The sequence below is a fragment of the Corynebacterium sp. CNJ-954 genome, from assembly GCF_001942345.1.
Lineage (GTDB): Bacteria > Actinomycetota > Actinomycetes > Mycobacteriales > Mycobacteriaceae > Corynebacterium.
In genome coordinates, this window is record NZ_MKKI01000045.1 from 150,892 (window position 1) to 170,319 (window position 19,428).

Sequence of the window (19,428 nt, forward strand, 5' to 3'; positions counted from 1 at the left end):
GTGTAGCCATGACTACAGAAACTGGCACGGTGGACCAGCCCCTCGATCTGTTGATCGTGGGCGCGGGACTCTCCGGAATCGACCTCGCCCACCACGTGGCCCAGAATTTCCCTCACTGGTCGTGGGAGATCCACGACACCCACGACGACCTCGGCGGAACCTGGCACACCTTCACCTACCCGGGCATCCGCTCCGACTCGGACATGGCCACCTTCGGATTCCCCTTCCGCCCCTGGCCGCACAAGGGCACCCTGGGGCAGGGGGCGGACATCAAGGAGTACATCCGGGACGTCGCCCGCGACTGTGGTGCCCTGGAGCGCCTGCGTACAGGCTCCTGGATCAAGGACGCCGACTGGCAGACCGACAAGGACCTCTACGCCGTCACCGCCGTGACAGGGTCCGGAGAGCGCACGATCTACGCCCGCCGCGTGCACTACGCGTCCGGCTACTACTCCCACGACAAGGGCTTCCGTCCCACCTTCCCCGGGGAGGAGGACTTCACCGGACAGATCATCCACCCGCAGCAGTGGCCGGACGACCTGAACTACAAGGGCACCAGGATCGTGGTCATCGGGTCCGGTGCCACCGCGATCACCCTGATCCCGGCCCTGGAGAAGGCAGGCGCAGAAGTCACCATGCTGCAGCGCAGCCCCAGCTACGTCGCCCCCTTGCCGGAGGTGGACATCATCAGCAGCATCTGGAGGAAGCTCCTGCCCGCCGGCCCCGCCTACCGGGTGGCACGCTTCAACCATGCCGCCCGCGACATGGCGCAGTACGTCGTCGCCCAGCGCACCCCCTGGCTGTTCAAGAACGCCCTGCGCCTGATGCAGCGGCCGTACCTTTCCGCGGACCAGATCAACGAGCACTTCACGCCCCGGTACAACCCCTGGGACCAGCGCGTCTGCAAGGCGCCCAACGGCGACATCTTCTCCGCGTTGCAGCGCAACGCCGACGTCGTCACCGACACCATCGACCGGTTCACCACCGACGGGGTCCGCCTGGCGTCGGGCAGGGAACTGCGTGCCGACATCATCGTCACCGCCACCGGCCTGGAACTCGAGGCTTTCGGCGGCGGCACGCTGAGTATCGACGGCGAAGAACTGCAGCTCAGCGACCAGGTCTTCTACCGGGGAATCATGCTCGCGAGCCTGCCGAACTTCAGTTTCACCGTCGGGTACGTGAACGCGTCCTGGACGCTACGGTCCGACATGGTGTCCCGCTACATGGTCAAGCTGTGGAAGACGGGTGAGGAGTTCTACAGCCCGGCACTGCCACCGGGACGCAGCGACCGGCCCCTGCTCGACTTCGAGGCCGGCTACGTCCAACGTGGCGTGCACCGGTTCCCCACCCAGGGCGACGGCTCACCCTGGCAGTACACCCAGAACTACCTCACCGAACTCCCCGAGCTCGCCTACGGCGATCAACGCCGCGACATGGTCTTCGGCGACCGCTGCCTCCGACTCGCCGGCAGTTCACGGCCGGGGCCGGACGTCCAGACCGTCAGCACCGGTGGCGACTTCACCGAGACCTCGATGCGTGCGCTGCCTCCCACCGAGACCGTCACCGTGGACGGGCGCACCGTTCGGGTGCGTCGTGGCGGCCCGGCGGCACGGCAGGAGGGCCGTGAGAGTGACGGCGCCGTGGTGATGATCCACGGCATCGGACGTTCCCTGGAGGACTGGGACGACCAGGCGATACTCATCGGTGAGAACAGCCGCTACATCGCCCTGGACATTCCCGGCTTCGGCTTCAGCGATCCCGCGGCGGACGTCACCCTCGCCGACACCGCCGGTCTGCTGTGGAAGGTGCTCGACGCCCTCGGGGAAACCCGGGTGAACCTGGTCGGGAACTCTCTGGGTGGAGCGCTGTCCATGGAGATGACCGCGCAACGTCCCGATGACGTCTCCAGTGTGTCGCTCGTCGACCCGGTGGGTTTCGGCGACCGAACCACGCCCCTGATCCGGCTGATCACTGTTCCCGTCCTCGGACGGCTCAACGCCGCGACGACGCGCCTGCGGGCCATCTACCAGCCGGTGGAGCATGTCGTCCTGCGCCGTCGTGGTGCCGTGACCCGCCGCCGGCTGGACGTCCAGAAGCGGATCGCAGCGCACCCGCACCGCACCCCGACGTTCTACTCCTTCGCCCGGCACCTCGGGACCCCGTTCGGTATCCGTGAGGGATGGCGCCGGGACCTGCTGGCCCGCTTCAACCGCGCCACGGCCGAGCGTATCCCGGTGATGCTGGCCTGGGGCAGGAAGGACGCGATCCTGCCGTACGCGGACTTCCGCGCGGGCCTCGAGCAGATCACCGTCCGCGACGCCGTGGTCTTCGACGACTGCGGGCACATGCCCCAGCTCGAGTACCCGCAGGAATTCGCGGAACAGTACCAGCGCTTCCTGTTCGGCGTCTGGGCCACGCCCGAAGACGCTGCACACCACAATGACCACAATGACCACAATGACCACAATGAGCACGATGAGAAGGAAACGGTGACGGGGAAATGATCAGGACGAAGCACACCGGCCCCCGTACCGTGCTTGTCACGGGTGCGGCTTCCGGCCTGGGCCTGGAAATCTCCAGGCAGTTCCTGGACAAGGGCGACCGGGTGATCCTGACCGACCTCCACGACGACGCCCCGCCGAGTGTCCGGGCGTTGACCGGGGACTGGAGCTACCGGACACTCAACGTGACCAGCGACGAAGACTGGCAGGTCGCCGCCGACGAGGTCGGTTCACTGGACATCCTCGTCAGCAACGCCGGCATCGCCATCGGCGGGCGTGTCACCGAGACCAGGATCGACACCTGGCAGAAGGCACTCGACATCAACGTCCTCGGCTCCGTCCGTGGTGCCCGGGCGTTCGTTCCCTCGATGCGTGAAGGCGGCCGGGTCGTGCTCACCGCCTCCGCCGCGGGCCTCGTCCACGCGCCGGCAATGTCCACCTACAACGCCACGAAGGCTGCGGTCGTGGCGCTGGGGGAGACCCTGGACGCCGAGCTACGGCACCGGAAGATCAGCACCACGGTGATCTGTCCGCAGTTCTTCAAGTCCGGTCTCGCCGACTCCCTCGTCGGTGACGACGACGCGATGGACGCCGTGGCACGCGTCCTGCTCAGCGGGACCTGGCTCACCTCGGAGATCATCGCGCGCCGGGCGGTGAAAGGCATCGAGGCCCGGCGCACGGTCGTCACCCCTGACGGCTTCGCCACATTCTCGTGGTACTCCAAGCGCTTCACTCGGATCCCCTACCTCTTCCTGCTCCGCACCATCGGGTGGGGAGTGGCGCGTCAGGTCCGGCGCTCGGAAGGGCAGGCCAAGCGCTGACCGAGACACCGGTCAGTGCACCCCGAGTTTCTCCTTCTCCTCAGCCACGATGCCGCGAACATCATCGCGGAGCTGTTCGGCGTCGAAGAGTGACCCGCCCTTGACCGTGTACCTGATCGCGGAGTGCCGACGTGCGACACCGTCGGTGTACCGGAGGGCACCGTGCCCGTACATGACCTTGAGGTTCGACAGCGGGTTCTCGTCCAGCACGATCAGATCGGCGTCCTTGCCGACCTCCACGGAGCCGGTCTGCGCATCCAGGCCCATGAGGCTCGCGGTGTCGAGGGTCGCCGCCCTCACGATGTCGAGGGGGTGGAAGCCGGCTTCACGAAGCAGCTCAAGTTCTTCGATGATCCCGAATCCGAAGGTCTTGTAGATGAACCCGGAATCGGAACCTGCAGTTACCCGGCCCCCTCGGTTCTTGAAGTCGAGGGTGAACTTCATCCAGCGGGTGTACGCCTGACGCCACGGTGCCTCCTGTTCCGAGCCCCAGTCGCCGTAAACGGAGCCGTGGCTGTCCGGGTCCGGTTCGAAGAAGTCCCAGAGCTGTGGGGCGGTGAAGTCTGTGTGCCATTCCGAGTTCCTGACCCGGGCGGCATCGCGGTGACCGATGTAGATGTTGAAGGTCGGACTCAAGGTGACGCCGAGTGACAGGAATTCGTCGAGAGTCTCATCCCATGCGGCGGAACCCGGCTCCGCGGACTGCATCCAGAGCGGACCGCCACTGGCGTATCGCGCGGGTTCGTCACTGTAGTTGTAGCCGGCCGGGAAGTTCTGCACCGTTCTGTCACGGAACATCGCCTCCGGAAGGCCGTACCAGTGTTCGATGCTGCGGAGCCCCCACCGTGCCGTGGTCATGGCGTTGATCTGGCGGACCCTGCGCTGTTCATGGTGGCATGCGCTGTCCAGTCCGAGTGCCGTCGTCTCCTTGAGGGCGCCCTCGAACGCCTCCGGGGCGGCCCCCATGAACTTCACTCCCCGCGCACCACGGTCCGCCATCTTCTGCACCCACTGCGCCGCGGTCCGGGCATCGGTGATCGGACCGCCGTGTTCCGTGCCGAAAAAGGGGTAGGGGACGATACGCGGGGCCGCGATGTCGTGCTCGGCGCTCCGAGCGGACTCGCTGAGGCTGAAGTCCAGACCATTGAGGCAACCGACCTCGCGCACTGTGGTGACACCGTGGGCGAGCCACAACTTGTAGACGTAGTCGGCGCTGGGAGCCTGGTCGGGGTTCCCGATATGGACGTGCGAATCGACGAGGCCAGGCATGACGAAATGCCCGTCGAGGGCGATGACACGGGCATCGGGATGGGCCGTCGGAAGGTCGATGTCGCCGACGATGGCTTTCGCGATCGGATCGGTCTTGTCCATGATGCTCTCGATACGTCCGTCCCGGAGGAGGATGTCCGCCGGACCGTAGGGAGGGGCACCCGTACCGTCGATGATGAAGACCGACTGCAGAATGACCGGCTCGCCGGGGGACGTCCCCCGGTTCCTGGGAGAGCCGGGCACCTGGAGCGCTGCCCCAGGGTTGTCGGATGGACCGGGCAGTCCGTTCTCGTGGTTCTGGCACATGGCGATCTGGGCCTTTCCTGTCAGTGGTGGGGCAGTGCGTACATCGGGTCAGGCCTCGTCGTCCATGAGGTCGAGGTCGTTCCAGGCACGTTCAATGGCGGAACTCGTCCGGTAGTCCGACGCCGACACGAGCTCCGAGAGAATGGCCTGGACCACCGCCATGGGAGCGGTGACCGACGGCATCCGGTCGATGCTCTCGACGGGGGCGACGATGAGGTGGTCGGCGTCCTTCCCGAGGGGGGAGGACGCGAGATCGGTGAGCACGGCCACGGTGGCACCTCGTTCGCGTGCGAGATGCGTGACGGTGCGGAGCGACCTGGTGAGACGCCAGATGTTGATCGTGAGGACGCAGTCCCCGTGCCGTAGCTGCGAGACCTCGACGACCTGGCTCGTCGCCGGGCCATCGGCGACGTGTACATCGAACCCGGCTATTCTCGCCTGGTACCCGAGCACACGGGCGGGGCCGGACCCTGTTCCTGTGGCGACCACGACCGTCCGGTTGGCCGCCCGAATGGATGCTGCGGTCGCGCGGATGGCGGCGACGTTCTCCGGGGTCTCCAGAGAGGCAAGATTCGACGCGTCCTTGTGGATCGTCAACATCGCGGCGTTGCCCGTGGAGAGTGACACGCCGGGGCCGGGGAGCGAGGAACCGTGGTAGACGTTGCGTAGAGCCAGGCGCAGATCGGGCCAACCGTTGAACCCGACCTGCTGCGCGGTGCGCACGACCGTGGAGACGTTGGCGCCGGCACGCTCGGCGACCTCGCGGCCGGAGGCGTACGAGGCGAACTGCGGGGAGTGGGCGAGTACGCTGACCACACGCTCGGCCTGGCTGCCCAGTGAAATGTCCCGTGTGAGCTCTGCGAGCCATTGGTCGGGTGCTGTCATCGGTGTCTCCTCACGATGTCTGTCCGTCTGTATGAGTGGCGTGGGCGACGCGGAACTCATGGTTCGAGGCGGTGAGGTCCGGGCCAGCGGCCTCGGCGATGCCCGCGCTGAATTCGGTACGCACGGGGGAGTGCAGCCAGTTGTCGTAGCCGGCCTGGTCCTCCCACCATGCGGTCACCAGGATCCTGGTGGGATCCGCCGGATCCACGAGGAGCTGCGCGGAGACGGCCCCTGAGCTCTCCAGAACCTGCGCCTCCCGGTAGTAGGCGACCACGGCGTCGACGTTCTCGGCAGGGACGCGGAGTTCAAGGAGACTCATCGAGTGCATGCAATGAGTATTGCATAACGTAATGACGTGCACTAGCGCCGAGTGGTGGTCCGTAGAGGAGGAGGCAGGAGAAAGACCTGCAAGAGACGTGTTTATGTGCTGATTTCACATCTTTGTGCGGGTGGCCGGACAGGGAGGAGTGTGTTGCATCAGTGCATCGCCTCGCTGTGGTCCGAGTTCTTGGACAGTGCCCTGAGGGGTGCTGCTTCTCTGGACGGAGTGCTGTGACCTGCCCTGATGTAGGAGTGTCGGGTGACGTGACGGACGGAACAAACATTGCAGAAAAAGAAAATCTGCAAAAAGTGTTGCAAGACACACTCCGCACCTCTACTGTTTCATTTCACATCGAAAGTGAATGGAGGTCGTGATGACCACATCAACAGGCGCAACGGGCGCACAGCAGGAAGAACTACTCGCACGTCTCGACAGGCTGGAGCCGGGGAAGCCGCACCGTCGGCTGATGGTGATGGGTGGTCTCGGCTACACCTTCGACTCATTCGACGGCCAGTTGATGGGCTACGCCCTCTCTGCCCTCATCGTCGTCTGGGCCATCCCGTCGTCCGTCTCCGGATGGCTCCTGTCGTCGATCTTCTTCGGCTACCTCGTCGGGGCACTGATCTCCGGTGTGCTCGCCGACAGGTTCGGTCGCCGGAAACTCATGATGACGGCGCTCCTGATCTTCTCCGCGTGCAGCCTGCTGATGGGCACAGCGAACTCGGTGCCGGAGCTGTTCATCTGGCGTGCGCTCGCCGGCATCGGTATCGGTGCCGAGACGGCGCTGATCGCTCCCTACATCTCCGAATTCCTGCCGGCACGTGTCCGCGGAAAGTTCGTCTCCCGGACCGTCGGATTCCTGGCATTCGGGTACATCATCGCCGGTGTCCTCGCCCCGGTGATCATCTCCCCGAATCCGGAGACCGGCTGGCGGATCGCCGCAGTCGTCGCTGCCCTGCCTGTGGTGCTGCTGCTCTGGTGGCGGCGGTCGCTGCCTGAATCCCCCCGTTTCCTGCTGTCCAAGGGGCGTATCGACGAAGCCACCGCCGTCATCGAGGAGTTTGAACGCCGCAGTGGTGTCGATCCCGCCGAGAATGCCGCGGTCGCTGCCGAAACGCCGGCACCGAAGGCTGTCGGAGGGGACAACCTGGAGTCTGAAGCCACCGTGTCCAAGCGGGGACCGTTCTCCACCCTCGCCGCCCTGTGGCGGGGACCGCTGTTCCGGACGACGATGGTCATCTGGGTCCTCTGGTTCATCCTCACCGGCGTGAACTACGGGTTCGCCAGCTGGCTGCCCGCACTGCTCGTCACGGCAAAGGGATTCACGCTGACAGGCTCCTTCCTGTTCGCCTTCGTGACGGCGTTGGCGCAGCTCCCCGGCTACTACGTGGCCAGCCTGCTGATCGACAGGATGGAACGCAAGTGGTTGATCGCGATCTACGCCACCGGTGCCACGGTCTCCGCCGTGATCGTCGCCCTAGCCGGCAACGTCGGAGTCCTCCTGCTGGGATCGTCCTTGCTCGCCGCCTTCACCAACGGTGTCGCCGCCGTCTACTACACCTACACCTCCGAGCTCTACCCGACGTCTATCCGTGCGACCGGTATGGGGGTCGCCTCCGCCGTCGGTCGCGTCGGGGCGATCACCGCACCCATCGCCATCGGCTACATGTACGCCTCGATCGGATTCACCAACGTCTTCCTCGTCCTGGTGGGTGCCCTGGTCGTGGCAGTCATCTTCATCGTGATCTTCGGTGAGAAGACGTCTGGTCGTGCTCTCAACGAGGACGTTCCGGACCACGCCTAGCGACAACGTCCCTGACAACGTCCCTGAAAACGTCCCTGAAAAGGAGCTGCCATGCTTACCCGCATCATCAACGCACACACTCTGGAACCTGCGACAGGTGAACGTCAGCAGGGCGCCTGGATCGAGATCGAGGACGGGCGGATCACCGCCAGCGGTACAGGAGAACCGCCGAGTTCCGGGAACCGGGACGACGGTATCTCCGTGATCGATGCCGCCGGAGCCACGGTGATGCCGGGCCTGGTCGACGCCCATGTACACATCATGGTGACCAGCACTGACAACGCGGAGCGGGCGAACTGGTCCCCGGGGTACACCACCGTGCGCGCGTTGACGTCCGCCGGAGCTATGCTGCGACGCGGTTTCACCACCGTCCGGGACGTGGGAGGCGCCGACTACGGCATGGCCCGGGCACTGGACGAGGGGCTCATGCCCGGTCCGCGACTGATCTTCGGTGGTAAAGCCCTCTCCCAGACGGGTGGGCACGGCGACTTCAGTCCCCTGACCGATGATTCCTGCGGGTGCTGCCAGCTCAAACCAGATTTCGCCCGGGTGGTCGACGGGGTAGATGCCGTCCGACATGCTGCCCGCGATGAGTTCCGCAAGGGCGCCCACCACCTGAAGGTTCTGGTGTCCGGCGGCGTCGCCTCGCCCTCCGACGAGATCTCGGCTGTCCAGTACACCAGGGAGGAGGTTCGGGCCGCGGTCGTCGAGGCGGAGAACCACAACCGCTACGTCACCGTGCACGCCTACCATCCGCGGGCGGTGAATCAGGCGCTCGAAGAGGGTGTGCGCTGTGTGGAGCACGGCAACCTCATCGACGACGAGTCGATTCGCCTGCTCGTGGAGAACGACGCCTACCTGGTGCCCACCATCATCACCTATCAGGCGATGTACGAGGCAGGCGACGCATCCGGACTGTCACCGGTATCGCTGAAGAAGCTTGATGAAGTCCGTGAGGCGGCAGTCGACAACCTCGAGAAGGCCTACCGGGCCGGCGTCAACATCGTCTACGGCAGTGACCTTCTCGGTGACCTCCAGTACCGTCAGCTCGACGAGTTCAGCATCCGTGCCCAAGTTATCCCGACGATCGACGTCATCCGTAGCGCGACCAGCACAGCGGCCCGGCTGTTGAAGCTGGACGGCGAGATCGGCACACTCGCGGACGGTGCGCACGCCGACCTGCTCATCGTCGACGGTGACCCGGTCCAGGACATCTCCGTCCTGACCAACCCGGACCGCCATCTACGTCATGTCATCAAGGGTGGTGCCGTCGTCGAGGGTGGCCGCTGAGGATCAGGACACATCTCAGGGTCTTCCCGGAGGTGCCACCGGGGTCCAGGCTCTACCCTCAGGAGGTAGAGATTGGGGAGAACCGTTCTCCCCACCGTGAGAGAGGACCAGACCAGTGGATTCCCGGCCGTCCCCGACAACAGCACACTCCGCCGCCCGTGCCGAGGGCCTGACCAAGACCTACGGCGCGGGTGACACCCGCGTCACCGCGCTCGACGACGTGACCGTCGACTTCACCGCAGGTGAGTTCACCGCCATCATGGGACCGTCGGGTTCCGGCAAGTCCACCCTGATGCACTGCATGGCCGGCCTGGACAGTCCGACGTCCGGCTCCGCCTTCCTCGGTGACACCGACATCTCCGGTCTCGGCGACAAGGCGCTGACGACGCTGCGCCGCGACCGGCTCGGCTTCATCTTCCAGTCCTTCAACCTGGTACCCACCCTCACCGCCGCGGAGAACATCACCCTGCCCATCGACATCGCCGGGGACAACGTCGACAAGGAATGGTTCGGGGAGATCACCTCCCGACTGGGTCTCACTGACCGTCTGGGCCACCGGCCCTCCGAACTCTCCGGTGGACAGCAGCAGCGCGTCGCCTGTGCCCGGGCCCTGGTGGCACGTCCCGAGATCATCGTCGGTGACGAGCCCACCGGCAACCTGGACTCCAACTCCTCGGCGGAGGTCCTGGACATCCTGCGTACCGCGGTCGACCGGGACAACCAGACCGTCGTCATCGTCACCCACGACGCCAAGGCCGCCGCCTACGCCGACCGTGTCGTCTTCCTCGCTGACGGGCGGATCGTCCACGAACTCCGTGACCCGGACGTGGAACAGATCCTCACCACGATGACCGGCATCGAAGGGCTGTAGGAACCATGTCCGCTGCATCCTCCGCATCCACCATGCGGCGCGTGTCGCTCCGCAATCTCGCCGCACACAAGATCCGCCTTGTACTGACCGTCCTGGCCGTTGTCCTGGGCACCGCCTTCATCGCCGGGTCACTGATGTTCACCTCATCGCTGCAGAAGACCTTCGACACGCTCACCGAGTCCACCACCAGGGGCATCGACGTCGTCGTGTCCGCCCCGCAGTCCGGCTCGTCCCTGCCACTTGATCTCGGCGACGACCTTGCCGAGATCCCCGGTGTGGAGAGGGTCAACCTCAGTGACCAGGTGACCGTCGTCGTGGCCACCGAGAAGGACGGCACCCGGGAGACCCTGCAGACCGGCGGGGCACCCGCTTTCGCCATGCCCTGGTACGAGCCGGGCGACGCCGTCGGTCCCGACACCGGCATCGTCGACGGCACATCGCCCCGTGGTCCCGACGAAGTCGCCGTCAACAGCACCGCCGCGGAGTCCCATGACCTCGCCGTCGGGCAGAAACTCACCGTCGTGGACACCTCGGGCAGCCACCCCGTCACCATCTCCGGCATCTACGACATCGACATCGACGGTGGTGGATTCCTCGGCGTGATGATGGATGAACCCGCTTTCGTCGACACCTTCACCGACGGCACCACGGGCAACGAGTTCTCCCTGGCTGCAGCTCCGGGGACCAGCCCCGAGGCTCTCGCATCCCAGGTCAGTGACAGTCTCGCCGCCGACCATCCCGAGTTGGGGGACGTTGACGTCAAGACCGGTGCCCAGGTCGGTGAGGAGCAGGCGGCGCAGATCGACGAGGCACTCAGCTTCGTCAACTACTTCCTCATCGCCTTCGGCCTCATCGCGCTGGTTGTCGGCACGTTCATCATCGCCAACACCTTCTCCATGATCGTCGCCCAGCGGATGCGTGAGTTCGCCCTGCTGCGCTCGCTGGGGGTCGCCTCGAACCAACTCACCGTCTCGGTGGTCTTCGAGGCGGTCATCGTCGGCATCGTCGGCTCACTGCTCGGCGTCCTCGCCGGCATCGGGTTGACCCAGGTGATCTACGCCGTCATCGGGTCGACCGGTGCCGGCCTGCCGAACACCGGTGTCGAGGTGACCGTCGGCTCCGTCCTGCTGCCATTGGTCCTCGGCGTGATCGTCACCGTCGTGTCGGCGTGGGCCCCGGCCCGACGTGCCGGAGCGGTCCGTCCGGTCGAGGCGATGCGCTCGGGTGACCAGTCGTCCGGTTCCCCGCTGCGTGGACGCACCACCGCCGGCGTCGTCCTCTTCCTCGCCGGCGTGGCGGCCGCGTTGGTCGGGGTCCTGCTCAGTGGGTCCGACACCGGACCACGGGCGGCACTGGTCGGGATCGGCGCACTCGGGGTCATCCTGGGCACGTTCCTGCTGTCCCCGGCGTTGTCGATTCCGGTGGTCCGCGGGATCGGGGGCGCGGTCGGCGCGCCCTTCGGACAGGTCGGACGGCTGGCCGCGACCAACTCCGGACGCAACCCCCGTCGGACGGCGACCACCGCATTCGCCCTGACGCTGGGCGTGGCACTGGTGGCGTGCATCGGGATGCTCGGCGCCTCGATGAAGGCGTCCATCGGCGGATTCATCGGCGATTCCGTCCAGTCTGACTACGTCCTCTCCGGGCCGTCCAACGGCGCCTTCCCGGTTCCTCAGTCGGCGCTGGACGCCGTCCGGAACACCGACGGTGTGGAGGCGGCCACCGGCTTCGGCTTCCTGCCCGTCACGGTCGGGGGCTTCAGCGGCGGCACCGGTGTCATCGAGGGTGACCCGACGGTGTCCGGGGGCCTGGTGGCCGCCGAGGGCGACCTGTCGCTGGACACCCCCGGTGTCATCGCAGACGAAGAGGTCGCTGCGTCGGAGGGCTGGGCGGTCGGCGATGAACTGCCACTGACTGTCCGTATGCCGGACGGGCCCGAGCGCGAGATCGGTGAGGTGACACTGCAGGGCACCTATGAACCCAATGAGCTCTTCGGTCAGCACCTGGTGTCCTGGTCGGCTCTCGAGCCACTGGCCGCCCAGTTCGGCGCCGGGGCCTCGGCGAACATCTACGCCGTCTTCGTCAACGGCGACGGGTCGGTCGACACCGACACGCTGCGCGACCGGCTCGAGGATGCCACGGCCGACCAGATCGTGGTCCAGGTGCTCACCCCGGAGGAGTACGCCGGTGAACAGGCCGTCCTCATCGACCAGATGCTCAACGTCCTCTACGCGCTGCTGGCCCTGGCGGTCATCGTGGCGGTGCTCGGCATCATCAACACCCTCGCGCTGAATGTCATCGAGAGGCGTCAGGAGATCGGCATGTTGCGTGCCGTGGGCACGTTGCGTGGCCAGGTGCGGCGCATGATCACCCTGGAAGCGGTTCAGATCTCGCTCTACGGTGCCCTCGTCGGTGTCGTGATCGGCCTGGGACTGGGATGGGCGTTCCTTGAAGTGCTGGCAGGTGAGGGACTCACCGAAACCGCCGTGCCCTGGGGCCAGGTTGTCGGCATGGTCGTCGCCTCGGGTGTCGTCGGCGTCGTCGCCGCGGCATGGCCCGCGGTGAAGGCGTCGCGAGTCCGGCCGCTGGAGGCGATCGCTGACTGACCGCCGGCAGAACGACCGGAATATTTCGCGCTACTCTCGGGTTAAGCATTAGTTCCTAATTCTTATTCGACGGAGGAGTACTCCAGCGTGAACGACAGCAGCGAGCGACAATCCCGGCGGGATGCCCGCCGGGACGCCAGACAGACCCGGAGCGCTGAACGGAAGGCGCTCCGGGCAGGTCCGCCGCCACCGAAGGCAGGCCCGCCGAACCGTCGCTTCTGGGCGGCAGTGACCGTCCTGACCCTGGGTGGACTGCTTTTCGGCTACGACACCGGGGTGATCAACGGCGCGCTCCCGTCGATGACCGCCGACCTGGGCCTCGAGGAACGCTACGAGGGGATCGTCACCTCCGCACTCCAGTTCGGTGCGATCTTCGGTGCGATCTTCGGCGGCCGGGTCGCCGACCGGATCGGTCGTCACCGCACCATCGCGATCGTCGCGGTGATCTTCATCCTCGGCTCCCTGGCTCGGTCCTCTCGCCGACCTGGGTCGTGCTGATGCTGTGCCGCATCGTCCTGGGCATCGCCGTGGGGTCCGCCTCCGGCATCATCCCGATCTACCTCGCCGAGCTCGCCCCCACCCACCTGCGGGGGCGGGTGGTCAACCAGAACGAGTTCATGGTCGTCTTCGGCCAGTTCCTCGCCTTCAGCTTCAATGCGCTCATCGCCCGCGTCGGTGGTGCCGAAGAAGGTGGGACGTGGCGTTGGATGCTGGCACTCTGCCTGGTCCCGGCCATTGCGCTGTGGGTCGGTATGACGATCGTCCCGGAGTCCCCGCGGTGGCTCGCCGGCCACGGCCGTATCGAGGACATGCTCAACGCGCTGCGCACCATCCGCGAGAAGGTGTACGGGTCACCGGACTACGAGACCTCCCGCTACGGCGGAGAGAACGCACCGCACCCCGACAGTGACGAGATCACCCACCCGGTGTCCGGCGACGTCGAAGGCGTCCGTACCCTCGCCGACCACGACAGTCAGGCGTCCCGGCGTCGGTTCCGTGACCTCTTCGCCGAACCGTGGATCCGCCGCATCATGCTCATCGGTTTCGGCATGGCCGTGATCAACCAGATCTCCGGCATCAACGTCATCCAGTACTACGGCGTGACGATCCTGACCCAGGCGGGATTCGAAGGCAACACCGCCTTCACCGTCAACCTGTTGATCGGTATCGCCGGGGTGATCGGCATGGTGCTGTCGATGTTCCTGAACTCGCGTGTCCGGCGTCGCCGCATGCTGATGAGTGGTCTGACCGGTACCGTCGTCACACTGACCCTGATGGGGTTGGTGTCGATGATGATGCCGGACGAGGTCGAGGCGAAGAAGTGGATCATCCTGGCCGCCATCGTCGCCTTCGTCGGCATCATGCAGTGTGCTGTCGGTGCCATGACCTGGTTGTTCATGTCGGAGATCTTCCCGATGCGGGTCCGTGGCGAGGCCATGGGCCTGGCGGCGGGAGTGCAGTGGTCGGTGAACTTCTGTGTCGCGCTGTTCTTCCCGTACCTCATGGACGCCATCGGATTCGGTCCCACCGTGTTCATCTTCGTCGGTCTGCAGCTCATCGCCCTGGTGTGGGTCTACCGCCTGGTGCCGGAAACCAAGGACAAGACCCTCGAGACCATCGAGCAGGAGTTCCGCGACGCGGTGTCGGCTTAGGGCGGCGAACGTATGTATAGCCCGCTGTTGTAACCGCCGGGACGACGACTAGAGTTTCACGGGTCCCACAACTGAACCGATGACGTCCACGGCGTCCGTGAAAGCGAGCCAACGACATGGCCGACAACAGAACTGCCTCCCCGATCCGGGAACTCACCGTCCGCGCGGTCATCCTCGGTGGACTGATCACCCTGGTGTTCACCGCCGCGAACGTGTACCTGGGTCTGAAGGTCGGTCTGACCTTCGCCACCTCGATCCCGGCCGCGGTGATCTCCATGGCGGTGTTGCGACGACTGCAGAACCACAGCATCACCGAGAACAACATCGTGCAGACCATCGCGTCCGCCGCCGGCACCCTGTCGGCGATCATCTTCGTCCTGCCCGGCCTGATCATGATCGGCTGGTGGACGGGGTTCCCGTACTGGACGACCATGCTGGTCTGCCTCATCGGTGGCATCCTCGGCGTGCTGTACTCCATCCCGTTGCGTCGGGCGTTGGTGACGGGATCGGATCTGCCGTTCCCCGAGGGAGTGGCGGCCGCTGAGGTGCTCAAGGTCGGTGAGGATGACTCCTCCGACCCCGACAACCGCAGCAACCGGGACGGTCTGCGCGCCATCGTAGTCGGGGGCCTCGCCTCGGCGGGAATGTCGCTGTTGTCCGCGTTGAAGGTCACCGCCGCCGAGTTGTCGGCCACGTTCCGTGTCGGTGCCGGTGGCACCATGGTCGGTTCCAGCCTGTCGCTGGCGCTGATCGGCGTCGGCCACCTCGTCGGTCCGACGGTGGGTATCGCGATGATCGTCGGCCTGCTGATCTCCTTCGGCGTGCTGCTGCCGGTCTTCACCGGCGGAGAGCTGCCTGCCGTCGGCGACATCTCCGACGTCGTCTCCGAGACCTTCGCCGGTGACGTGCGTTTCGTCGGTGCCGGGGCGATGGCGATCGCCGCGGTCTGGACGCTGCTGAAGATCATCGGCCCGGTGGTCCGCGGGATCGCCGCATCCCTGGCGGCGTCACGTGCCCGGAAGCAGGGCGAACAAGTGGCGCTCACGGAGCGCGACATCCCGGTGAAGGTTCTCGTGGCCGGGGTCCTGGTGCTGATGCTCCCGATCGGATGGCTGCTGTGGTCCTTCCTCAGCGGGACGGGGGTCAGCCACCACACAGGCTCGCTGATCACGCTGAGCATCCTGTTCGTCCTGCTGCTCGGCCTGATCATCGCCGCGGTGTGCGGCTACATGGCCGGCCTGATCGGTTCCTCCAACAGTCCGATCTCCGGCGTCGGCGTGATCGTGGTGCTGCTGGCCGCCCTGCTGATCAAGCTGGTGACCGGTAACGACGACGGCGGCCACCCCACCGCCCTGGTGGCCTACACCCTGTTCACGGCGACCGTGGTCTTCGGCGTCGCCACGATCTCGAACGACAATCTGCAGGACCTCAAGACCGGACAGCTGGTCGGGGCGACCCCGTGGAAGCAGCAGGCGGCCCTGATCATCGGTGTGGTCTTCGGTTCGCTGATCATCCCGCCGGTGATGGGGCTGATGGCCACCGCGTTCGGTTTCGCCGGTGCCCCCGGTGCGGGGCCGGACGCTCTCGCCGCACCGCAGGCGGGCCTGCTGTCGTCGGTGGCCGAGGGTATCTTCGGCGACTCGCTCGACTGGGGCCTGATCGGGCTGGGTGCGCTGATCGGTGTCGGCGTGATCATCGTGGACGAGGTTGTCCGACAGGCGTCCGGAAAGCGCTTCGGGCTGCCGCCGCTCGCGGTGGGTATGGGCATGTACCTCCCGATCAGCCTCACCCTCATCATCCGTTGGGTGCGTTCCTGGGCTGGTTCTACAACCGGTGGGCCGACGGACGCGCGAATGCCTCGACGGCCAAGCGGCTGGGAGTGCTCGGTGCGACGGGTCTGATCGTCGGTGAGAGCCTCTTCGGTGTGCTGAACGCCGGCATCATCGCCGGTACCGGCGATTCGGATGTGATGGGGATCATGCCGGACGGCTGGGCGGGACCGTCCCAGTGGGTCGGTGCGCTGGTGTTCGTGGGCATCATCCTGGGCGTGTACCGCTGGGTGCAGGCGCGCTCGTCCCGGTCGGTGGTGGAGGAGGAGCAGACGACAATATAGTTGACGTGTCAACTATGGTAACGTCGTGGCGGTAGAATAACCGCGACTCCATCCCTCACCAAGGAGGACAACAATGACCAGCATCGGCATCATCGCAGGTTCCACCCGCCCCGGCGCCTTCAACCCTCAGGTGGTCAGCTGGGTCAAGGAGCAGCTCGACGCCGCAGACGTCGACAGCACCGTGATCAACTTCGCCGACTACAACCTCCCCGTCCTCGACGAGGAGATCCCCGGCGGCGCCCACAAGTACGCCAACGAGCACACCAAGGCGTGGGGTGCGGCACTGGAGCCTTTCGACGGCTACATCGTGGTGACCCCGGAGTACAACCACAGCGTGCCGGGCCCGCTGAAGAACGCGATCGACTTCGTCGGTTCCGAGTTCGCCCACAAGCCGGTGGCCTTCGTCTCCTACGGCGCCGACAAGGGCGTCCGCGCCGTTGAGGCATGGCGCTCAGTGTTCGCCAACTTCCGTGCCGCGACCGTCCGCGATGTCGCCGCGTTCTCGATCTTCACCGACGCCGTCGACGGCACCTTCGCTCCGCAGGAGGTGTCCACCGCACCTTTCGCCGGGCTGCTCAAGGACCTGCTCGCCTGGGCCGAGGGCTTCGCCGTCGTCCGCGACCGCCTCTCCGCACAGGTGGTCAGCTGAGGCCTGACGCCTACATGGCGCAGCTGATCGAGGAATCCTTCTTTCCGTCGACGGCCTGCTGCAGGCCCTTCTCCACCGCATCGGTGTAGTACTCCTGCCCGGCGTCGTTGGGGTGGACACCGTCGCCGATGAGGGAATCCGGGTGGTCGAGCGCCATCTGGCACCAGGGGGCGAGGTACACGTCCGGGTGGACCGCGGCGTAGTCGAGGGTCTGCTGGGCGGCCGGGGCGATACCGTCGACATAGCCGTAGGGCACCACGAGGATGATCTTGTGGCCCGGCCCGATGGTCTCGACGATGCGGTCGAGCTGACCGTCGAAGGCCTGCCCGTTGGTGCCGAAACCCAGGACGACGTACCTGCCGAGTTCCCCGTTCGCGGCCATCGCGCCGATCGGGCCTTCACCGCCGGTGTAGTGGCGCGACGTCTCCGCGTCGACGGTGATTCCCGGGAACCGCTGCTGCAGGGACAGGGTCGACGCCAGCATTACCGAGTCGCCGATCGCCGTGATGTCTTTCCCCGAGGGGATGCCCGGTGCGGGCGGTGCGACAGGGGCGTCCGGCGCCGCGGACGTCTCGGCGGGGTTGTCCTGCAGGTCCGCCATCTCCTCCAGCTGGGTCTCCAGTTCCGACTTCGCCGGGCTCTGCCCCAGGGCGGAACCGGCGAGGAGGGTCACCACCAGGACTGCGCCCGGGACGGCCAGCAGTTTCGTGGTCCCCAGGGACTGCAGCGTCCTGCGGTAGCCGTTGCGGCGCAGCGGCGTCTCCACCCACCGGTAGGACGCCTCGGTCAGCACCAGGCTCACCACGACGGCCACGACGCCGACGGCCCAGTCCGGGACGTCCGACCCCGGTTCCTGCATCAGTGCGCGGGCGAAGACGACGACCGGCCAGTGCCACAGGTACAGGCTGAAGGACCGCTCACCGAACCAGCGCAGCGGGCGCCACCGCAGCAGCCCCGCGACCGGCCCGGCCTCCCGCAGGGACGTGGCGATCAGGGCGACGGACAGCAGCGACGCCAGGAATAGTCCGCCCCGGTAGGTCAGGGGATCGGTGTCAGGCAGCGTCAGGAACATGGCGGCCAGCGCGACCAGGGCCAGCGACCCACCGGCCCAGGCCAGTGCCGCGGACCGACGTGACGCGGTCGCAGGGGAGAACGCCGGCCAGGAGTCCGTCGACGACTGCCCGGCCGATGTCGTCACCAGGGCCAGGACCACGCCGGCGAGCATGCCGAATGCGTGGGTGTCCGTCCCGAAGTACACGCGGGACGGGTCGGCGTCCGGGTCGTGGAGGATGATCATCGCGATCAACGAGGCGATGCCCAGCACCGTCGCCACCACGGTGGCGACGCGGAACGGACCGGCGGACCGTCCGATCCGGTTCCGGCGCAGGACACGCCGCGAGAACCACAGGCACGCCAGCAGCAGCAACGGCCACAGTACGTAGAACTGCTCCTCGATGGCCAAGGACCAGTAGTGCATGAAGATCTGCGGCGTGGTGTCAGCGAAGTAGCTGTTCGACTGGGCGATCTGCACCCAGTTGTTCACGGAGAACAGCGACCCGAGGAACTGCGGCACCAGGGCGACGGCCACGTCACCGCCGATGATCCCGGCCACCGCGGTCGAGACCAGCAGGACGGTGACCGCTGCCGGGAGGATACGTCGGGCCCGACGGCGCCAGAACTCCTTGAGGTTGATCCGGCCGGTCGCCCCGATTTCGCGCACCAGCAGCGAGGTGATGAGGAACCCGGAGAGGACGAAGAAGACGTCCACCCCGAGGAAACCGCCGGGCAGCACGTCGCCGAAGAAGTGGTAGACCACCACAGCGAGGACCGCGATGCCGCGCAGGCCGTCGAGTCCGGAGACGCGACGGATCCTCCCCGGCTTCAGGGGAGCGGCGACGGGGACCGTGGTGGTCGGTGGGGGCGGGGCGATTGTCGGCGTCGACGCCACCACCGGCGGCTCCGGGGCAGGTTCTGTCGTCGGCTCAGGCGCGGGAGCGACCTCCACCTCCGCTGCCTCCACCGGTGCGCCCCCGGGTGGTGGCGGACACGTCGGGGCGGAGAGAACGATGGGCTCGACCAGTGGCAGTGCCCGTGGCGAACGGACCGATGACCGTGAGCACGCGGGTGCCGGTGGTGCACCGCCCGGGGCAGTGAGGACGATGGACGGGCGGGAACTGGTGGCCATTACGTAAGCAGGGGTCTTTCAGGGGACGACGGTGGTGATGCCATAACGGTAGTCGGCGCTACAGTGCGACCCAAAGCCTGTGGGGAGTTCTCCCGATACCCCCGCCTGTATTTGTCGCGACCTGCGGATTGTTAATCTAGAGACCCTCTAATCT

At 66.4% G+C, this 19,428-nt stretch carries 13 protein-coding genes and 1 pseudogene; 10 read left to right on the forward strand and 4 right to left on the reverse strand.

All coding sequences use genetic code 11. The features are described from left to right. Positions 1-8: 8 nt before the first annotated feature. Positions 9-2,504 carry an alpha/beta fold hydrolase gene (locus tag BJF89_RS17045; RefSeq protein WP_083651039.1) on the forward strand — a complete coding sequence of 832 codons (2,496 nt, stop codon included), beginning with the start codon at positions 9-11 and terminating at the stop codon, positions 2,502-2,504. Continuing rightward, entirely contained in the window at positions 2,501-3,322 is an 822-nt protein-coding gene (locus BJF89_RS17050; RefSeq protein WP_075816249.1) for an SDR family NAD(P)-dependent oxidoreductase, read from the forward strand. The genes BJF89_RS17045 and BJF89_RS17050 overlap by 4 nt, the downstream gene beginning before the upstream one ends. Positions 3,323-3,334: 12 nt before the next feature. Here the strand turns inward: BJF89_RS17050 and BJF89_RS17055 are convergent, their stop codons facing one another. Genes BJF89_RS17055 through BJF89_RS17065 form a run of 3 tightly spaced genes read right to left on the reverse strand, consistent with a single transcriptional unit; the run spans position 3,335 to position 6,110 of the window. Continuing rightward, entirely contained in the window at positions 3,335-4,897 is a 1,563-nt protein-coding gene (locus BJF89_RS17055) for an amidohydrolase family protein (protein WP_083651042.1), read from the reverse strand. A gap of 48 nt (positions 4,898-4,945) precedes the next feature. Then, positions 4,946-5,782 (reverse strand): MurR/RpiR family transcriptional regulator, encoded by an 837-nt coding sequence (locus BJF89_RS17060; protein WP_075816250.1) that lies wholly within the window; start codon positions 5,780-5,782, stop codon positions 4,946-4,948. A 10-nt stretch (positions 5,783-5,792) separates the two neighbouring features. Then, the gene (locus BJF89_RS17065) at positions 5,793-6,110 is read right to left on the reverse strand and encodes a putative quinol monooxygenase (RefSeq protein WP_075816251.1); all 318 of its coding nucleotides are present in this window, start codon (positions 6,108-6,110) and stop codon (positions 5,793-5,795) included. Between the two features lie 367 nt (positions 6,111-6,477). On the opposite strand from BJF89_RS17065, the gene BJF89_RS17070 reads away from it, so the two are divergent. The 8 genes and pseudogenes from BJF89_RS17070 (at position 6,478) to BJF89_RS17100 (ending at position 17,089) form a co-directional block, all read left to right on the forward strand. After that, on the forward strand, positions 6,478-7,908 hold the full coding sequence (locus BJF89_RS17070) for an MFS transporter (RefSeq protein WP_075816311.1): 1,431 nt from the start codon (positions 6,478-6,480) through the stop codon (positions 7,906-7,908). A 51-nt stretch (positions 7,909-7,959) separates the two neighbouring features. Continuing rightward, positions 7,960-9,198, forward strand: coding sequence for an amidohydrolase family protein (locus tag BJF89_RS17075; protein ID WP_075816252.1), 1,239 nt, complete (start codon positions 7,960-7,962; stop codon positions 9,196-9,198). 115 nt (positions 9,199-9,313) lie between these two features. Continuing rightward, entirely contained in the window at positions 9,314-10,069 is a 756-nt protein-coding gene (locus BJF89_RS17080; protein ID WP_075816253.1) for an ABC transporter ATP-binding protein, read from the forward strand. A 5-nt stretch (positions 10,070-10,074) separates the two neighbouring features. Next, on the forward strand, positions 10,075-12,675 hold the full coding sequence (locus BJF89_RS17085; protein ID WP_075816254.1) for an ABC transporter permease: 2,601 nt from the start codon (positions 10,075-10,077) through the stop codon (positions 12,673-12,675). An 87-nt stretch (positions 12,676-12,762) separates the two neighbouring features. Beyond that, on the forward strand, positions 12,763-13,173 hold the full coding sequence (locus BJF89_RS19815; protein WP_255372719.1) for an MFS transporter: 411 nt from the start codon (positions 12,763-12,765) through the stop codon (positions 13,171-13,173). Next, positions 13,173-14,327, forward strand: coding sequence for an MFS transporter (locus BJF89_RS17090; RefSeq protein ID WP_255372720.1), 1,155 nt, complete (start codon positions 13,173-13,175; stop codon positions 14,325-14,327). The genes BJF89_RS19815 and BJF89_RS17090 overlap by 1 nt, the downstream gene beginning before the upstream one ends. Positions 14,328-14,443: 116 nt before the next feature. After that, positions 14,444-16,440 (forward strand): annotated as a pseudogene (locus BJF89_RS17095) (OPT family oligopeptide transporter). 73 nt (positions 16,441-16,513) lie between these two features. Continuing rightward, on the forward strand, positions 16,514-17,089 hold the full coding sequence (locus BJF89_RS17100) for an NADPH-dependent FMN reductase (protein ID WP_075816255.1): 576 nt from the start codon (positions 16,514-16,516) through the stop codon (positions 17,087-17,089). Between the two features lie 10 nt (positions 17,090-17,099). On the opposite strand, the gene BJF89_RS17105 is transcribed toward BJF89_RS17100, so the two are convergent. Further along, on the reverse strand, positions 17,100-19,274 hold the full coding sequence (locus BJF89_RS17105; RefSeq protein WP_083651047.1) for an acyltransferase family protein: 2,175 nt from the start codon (positions 19,272-19,274) through the stop codon (positions 17,100-17,102). Between the last annotated feature and the right edge of the window lie 154 nt (positions 19,275-19,428).

What these genes read in the sequence shown, in the direction of transcription:
- BJF89_RS17100 (WP_075816255.1), top strand. Translation starts at nt 16,514, where the DNA reads ATGACCAGCATCGGCATCATCGCAGGTTCCACCCGCCCCGGCGCCTTC.
- BJF89_RS17070 (WP_075816311.1), top strand. Translation starts at nt 6,478, where the DNA reads ATGACCACATCAACAGGCGCAACGGGCGCACAGCAGGAAGAACTACTC.
- BJF89_RS17055 (WP_083651042.1), bottom strand. Translation starts at nt 4,897, where the DNA reads ATGTGCCAGAACCACGAGAACGGACTGCCCGGTCCATCCGACAACCCT.
- BJF89_RS17105 (WP_083651047.1), bottom strand. Translation starts at nt 19,274, where the DNA reads ATGGCCACCAGTTCCCGCCCGTCCATCGTCCTCACTGCCCCGGGCGGT.
- BJF89_RS17060 (WP_075816250.1), bottom strand. Translation starts at nt 5,782, where the DNA reads ATGACAGCACCCGACCAATGGCTCGCAGAGCTCACACGGGACATTTCA.
- BJF89_RS17075 (WP_075816252.1), top strand. Translation starts at nt 7,960, where the DNA reads ATGCTTACCCGCATCATCAACGCACACACTCTGGAACCTGCGACAGGT.
- BJF89_RS17090 (WP_255372720.1), top strand. Translation starts at nt 13,173, where the DNA reads ATGCTGTGCCGCATCGTCCTGGGCATCGCCGTGGGGTCCGCCTCCGGC.
- BJF89_RS17045 (WP_083651039.1), top strand. Translation starts at nt 9, where the DNA reads ATGACTACAGAAACTGGCACGGTGGACCAGCCCCTCGATCTGTTGATC.
- BJF89_RS17065 (WP_075816251.1), bottom strand. Translation starts at nt 6,110, where the DNA reads ATGCACTCGATGAGTCTCCTTGAACTCCGCGTCCCTGCCGAGAACGTC.
- BJF89_RS17085 (WP_075816254.1), top strand. Translation starts at nt 10,075, where the DNA reads ATGTCCGCTGCATCCTCCGCATCCACCATGCGGCGCGTGTCGCTCCGC.
- BJF89_RS17050 (WP_075816249.1), top strand. Translation starts at nt 2,501, where the DNA reads ATGATCAGGACGAAGCACACCGGCCCCCGTACCGTGCTTGTCACGGGT.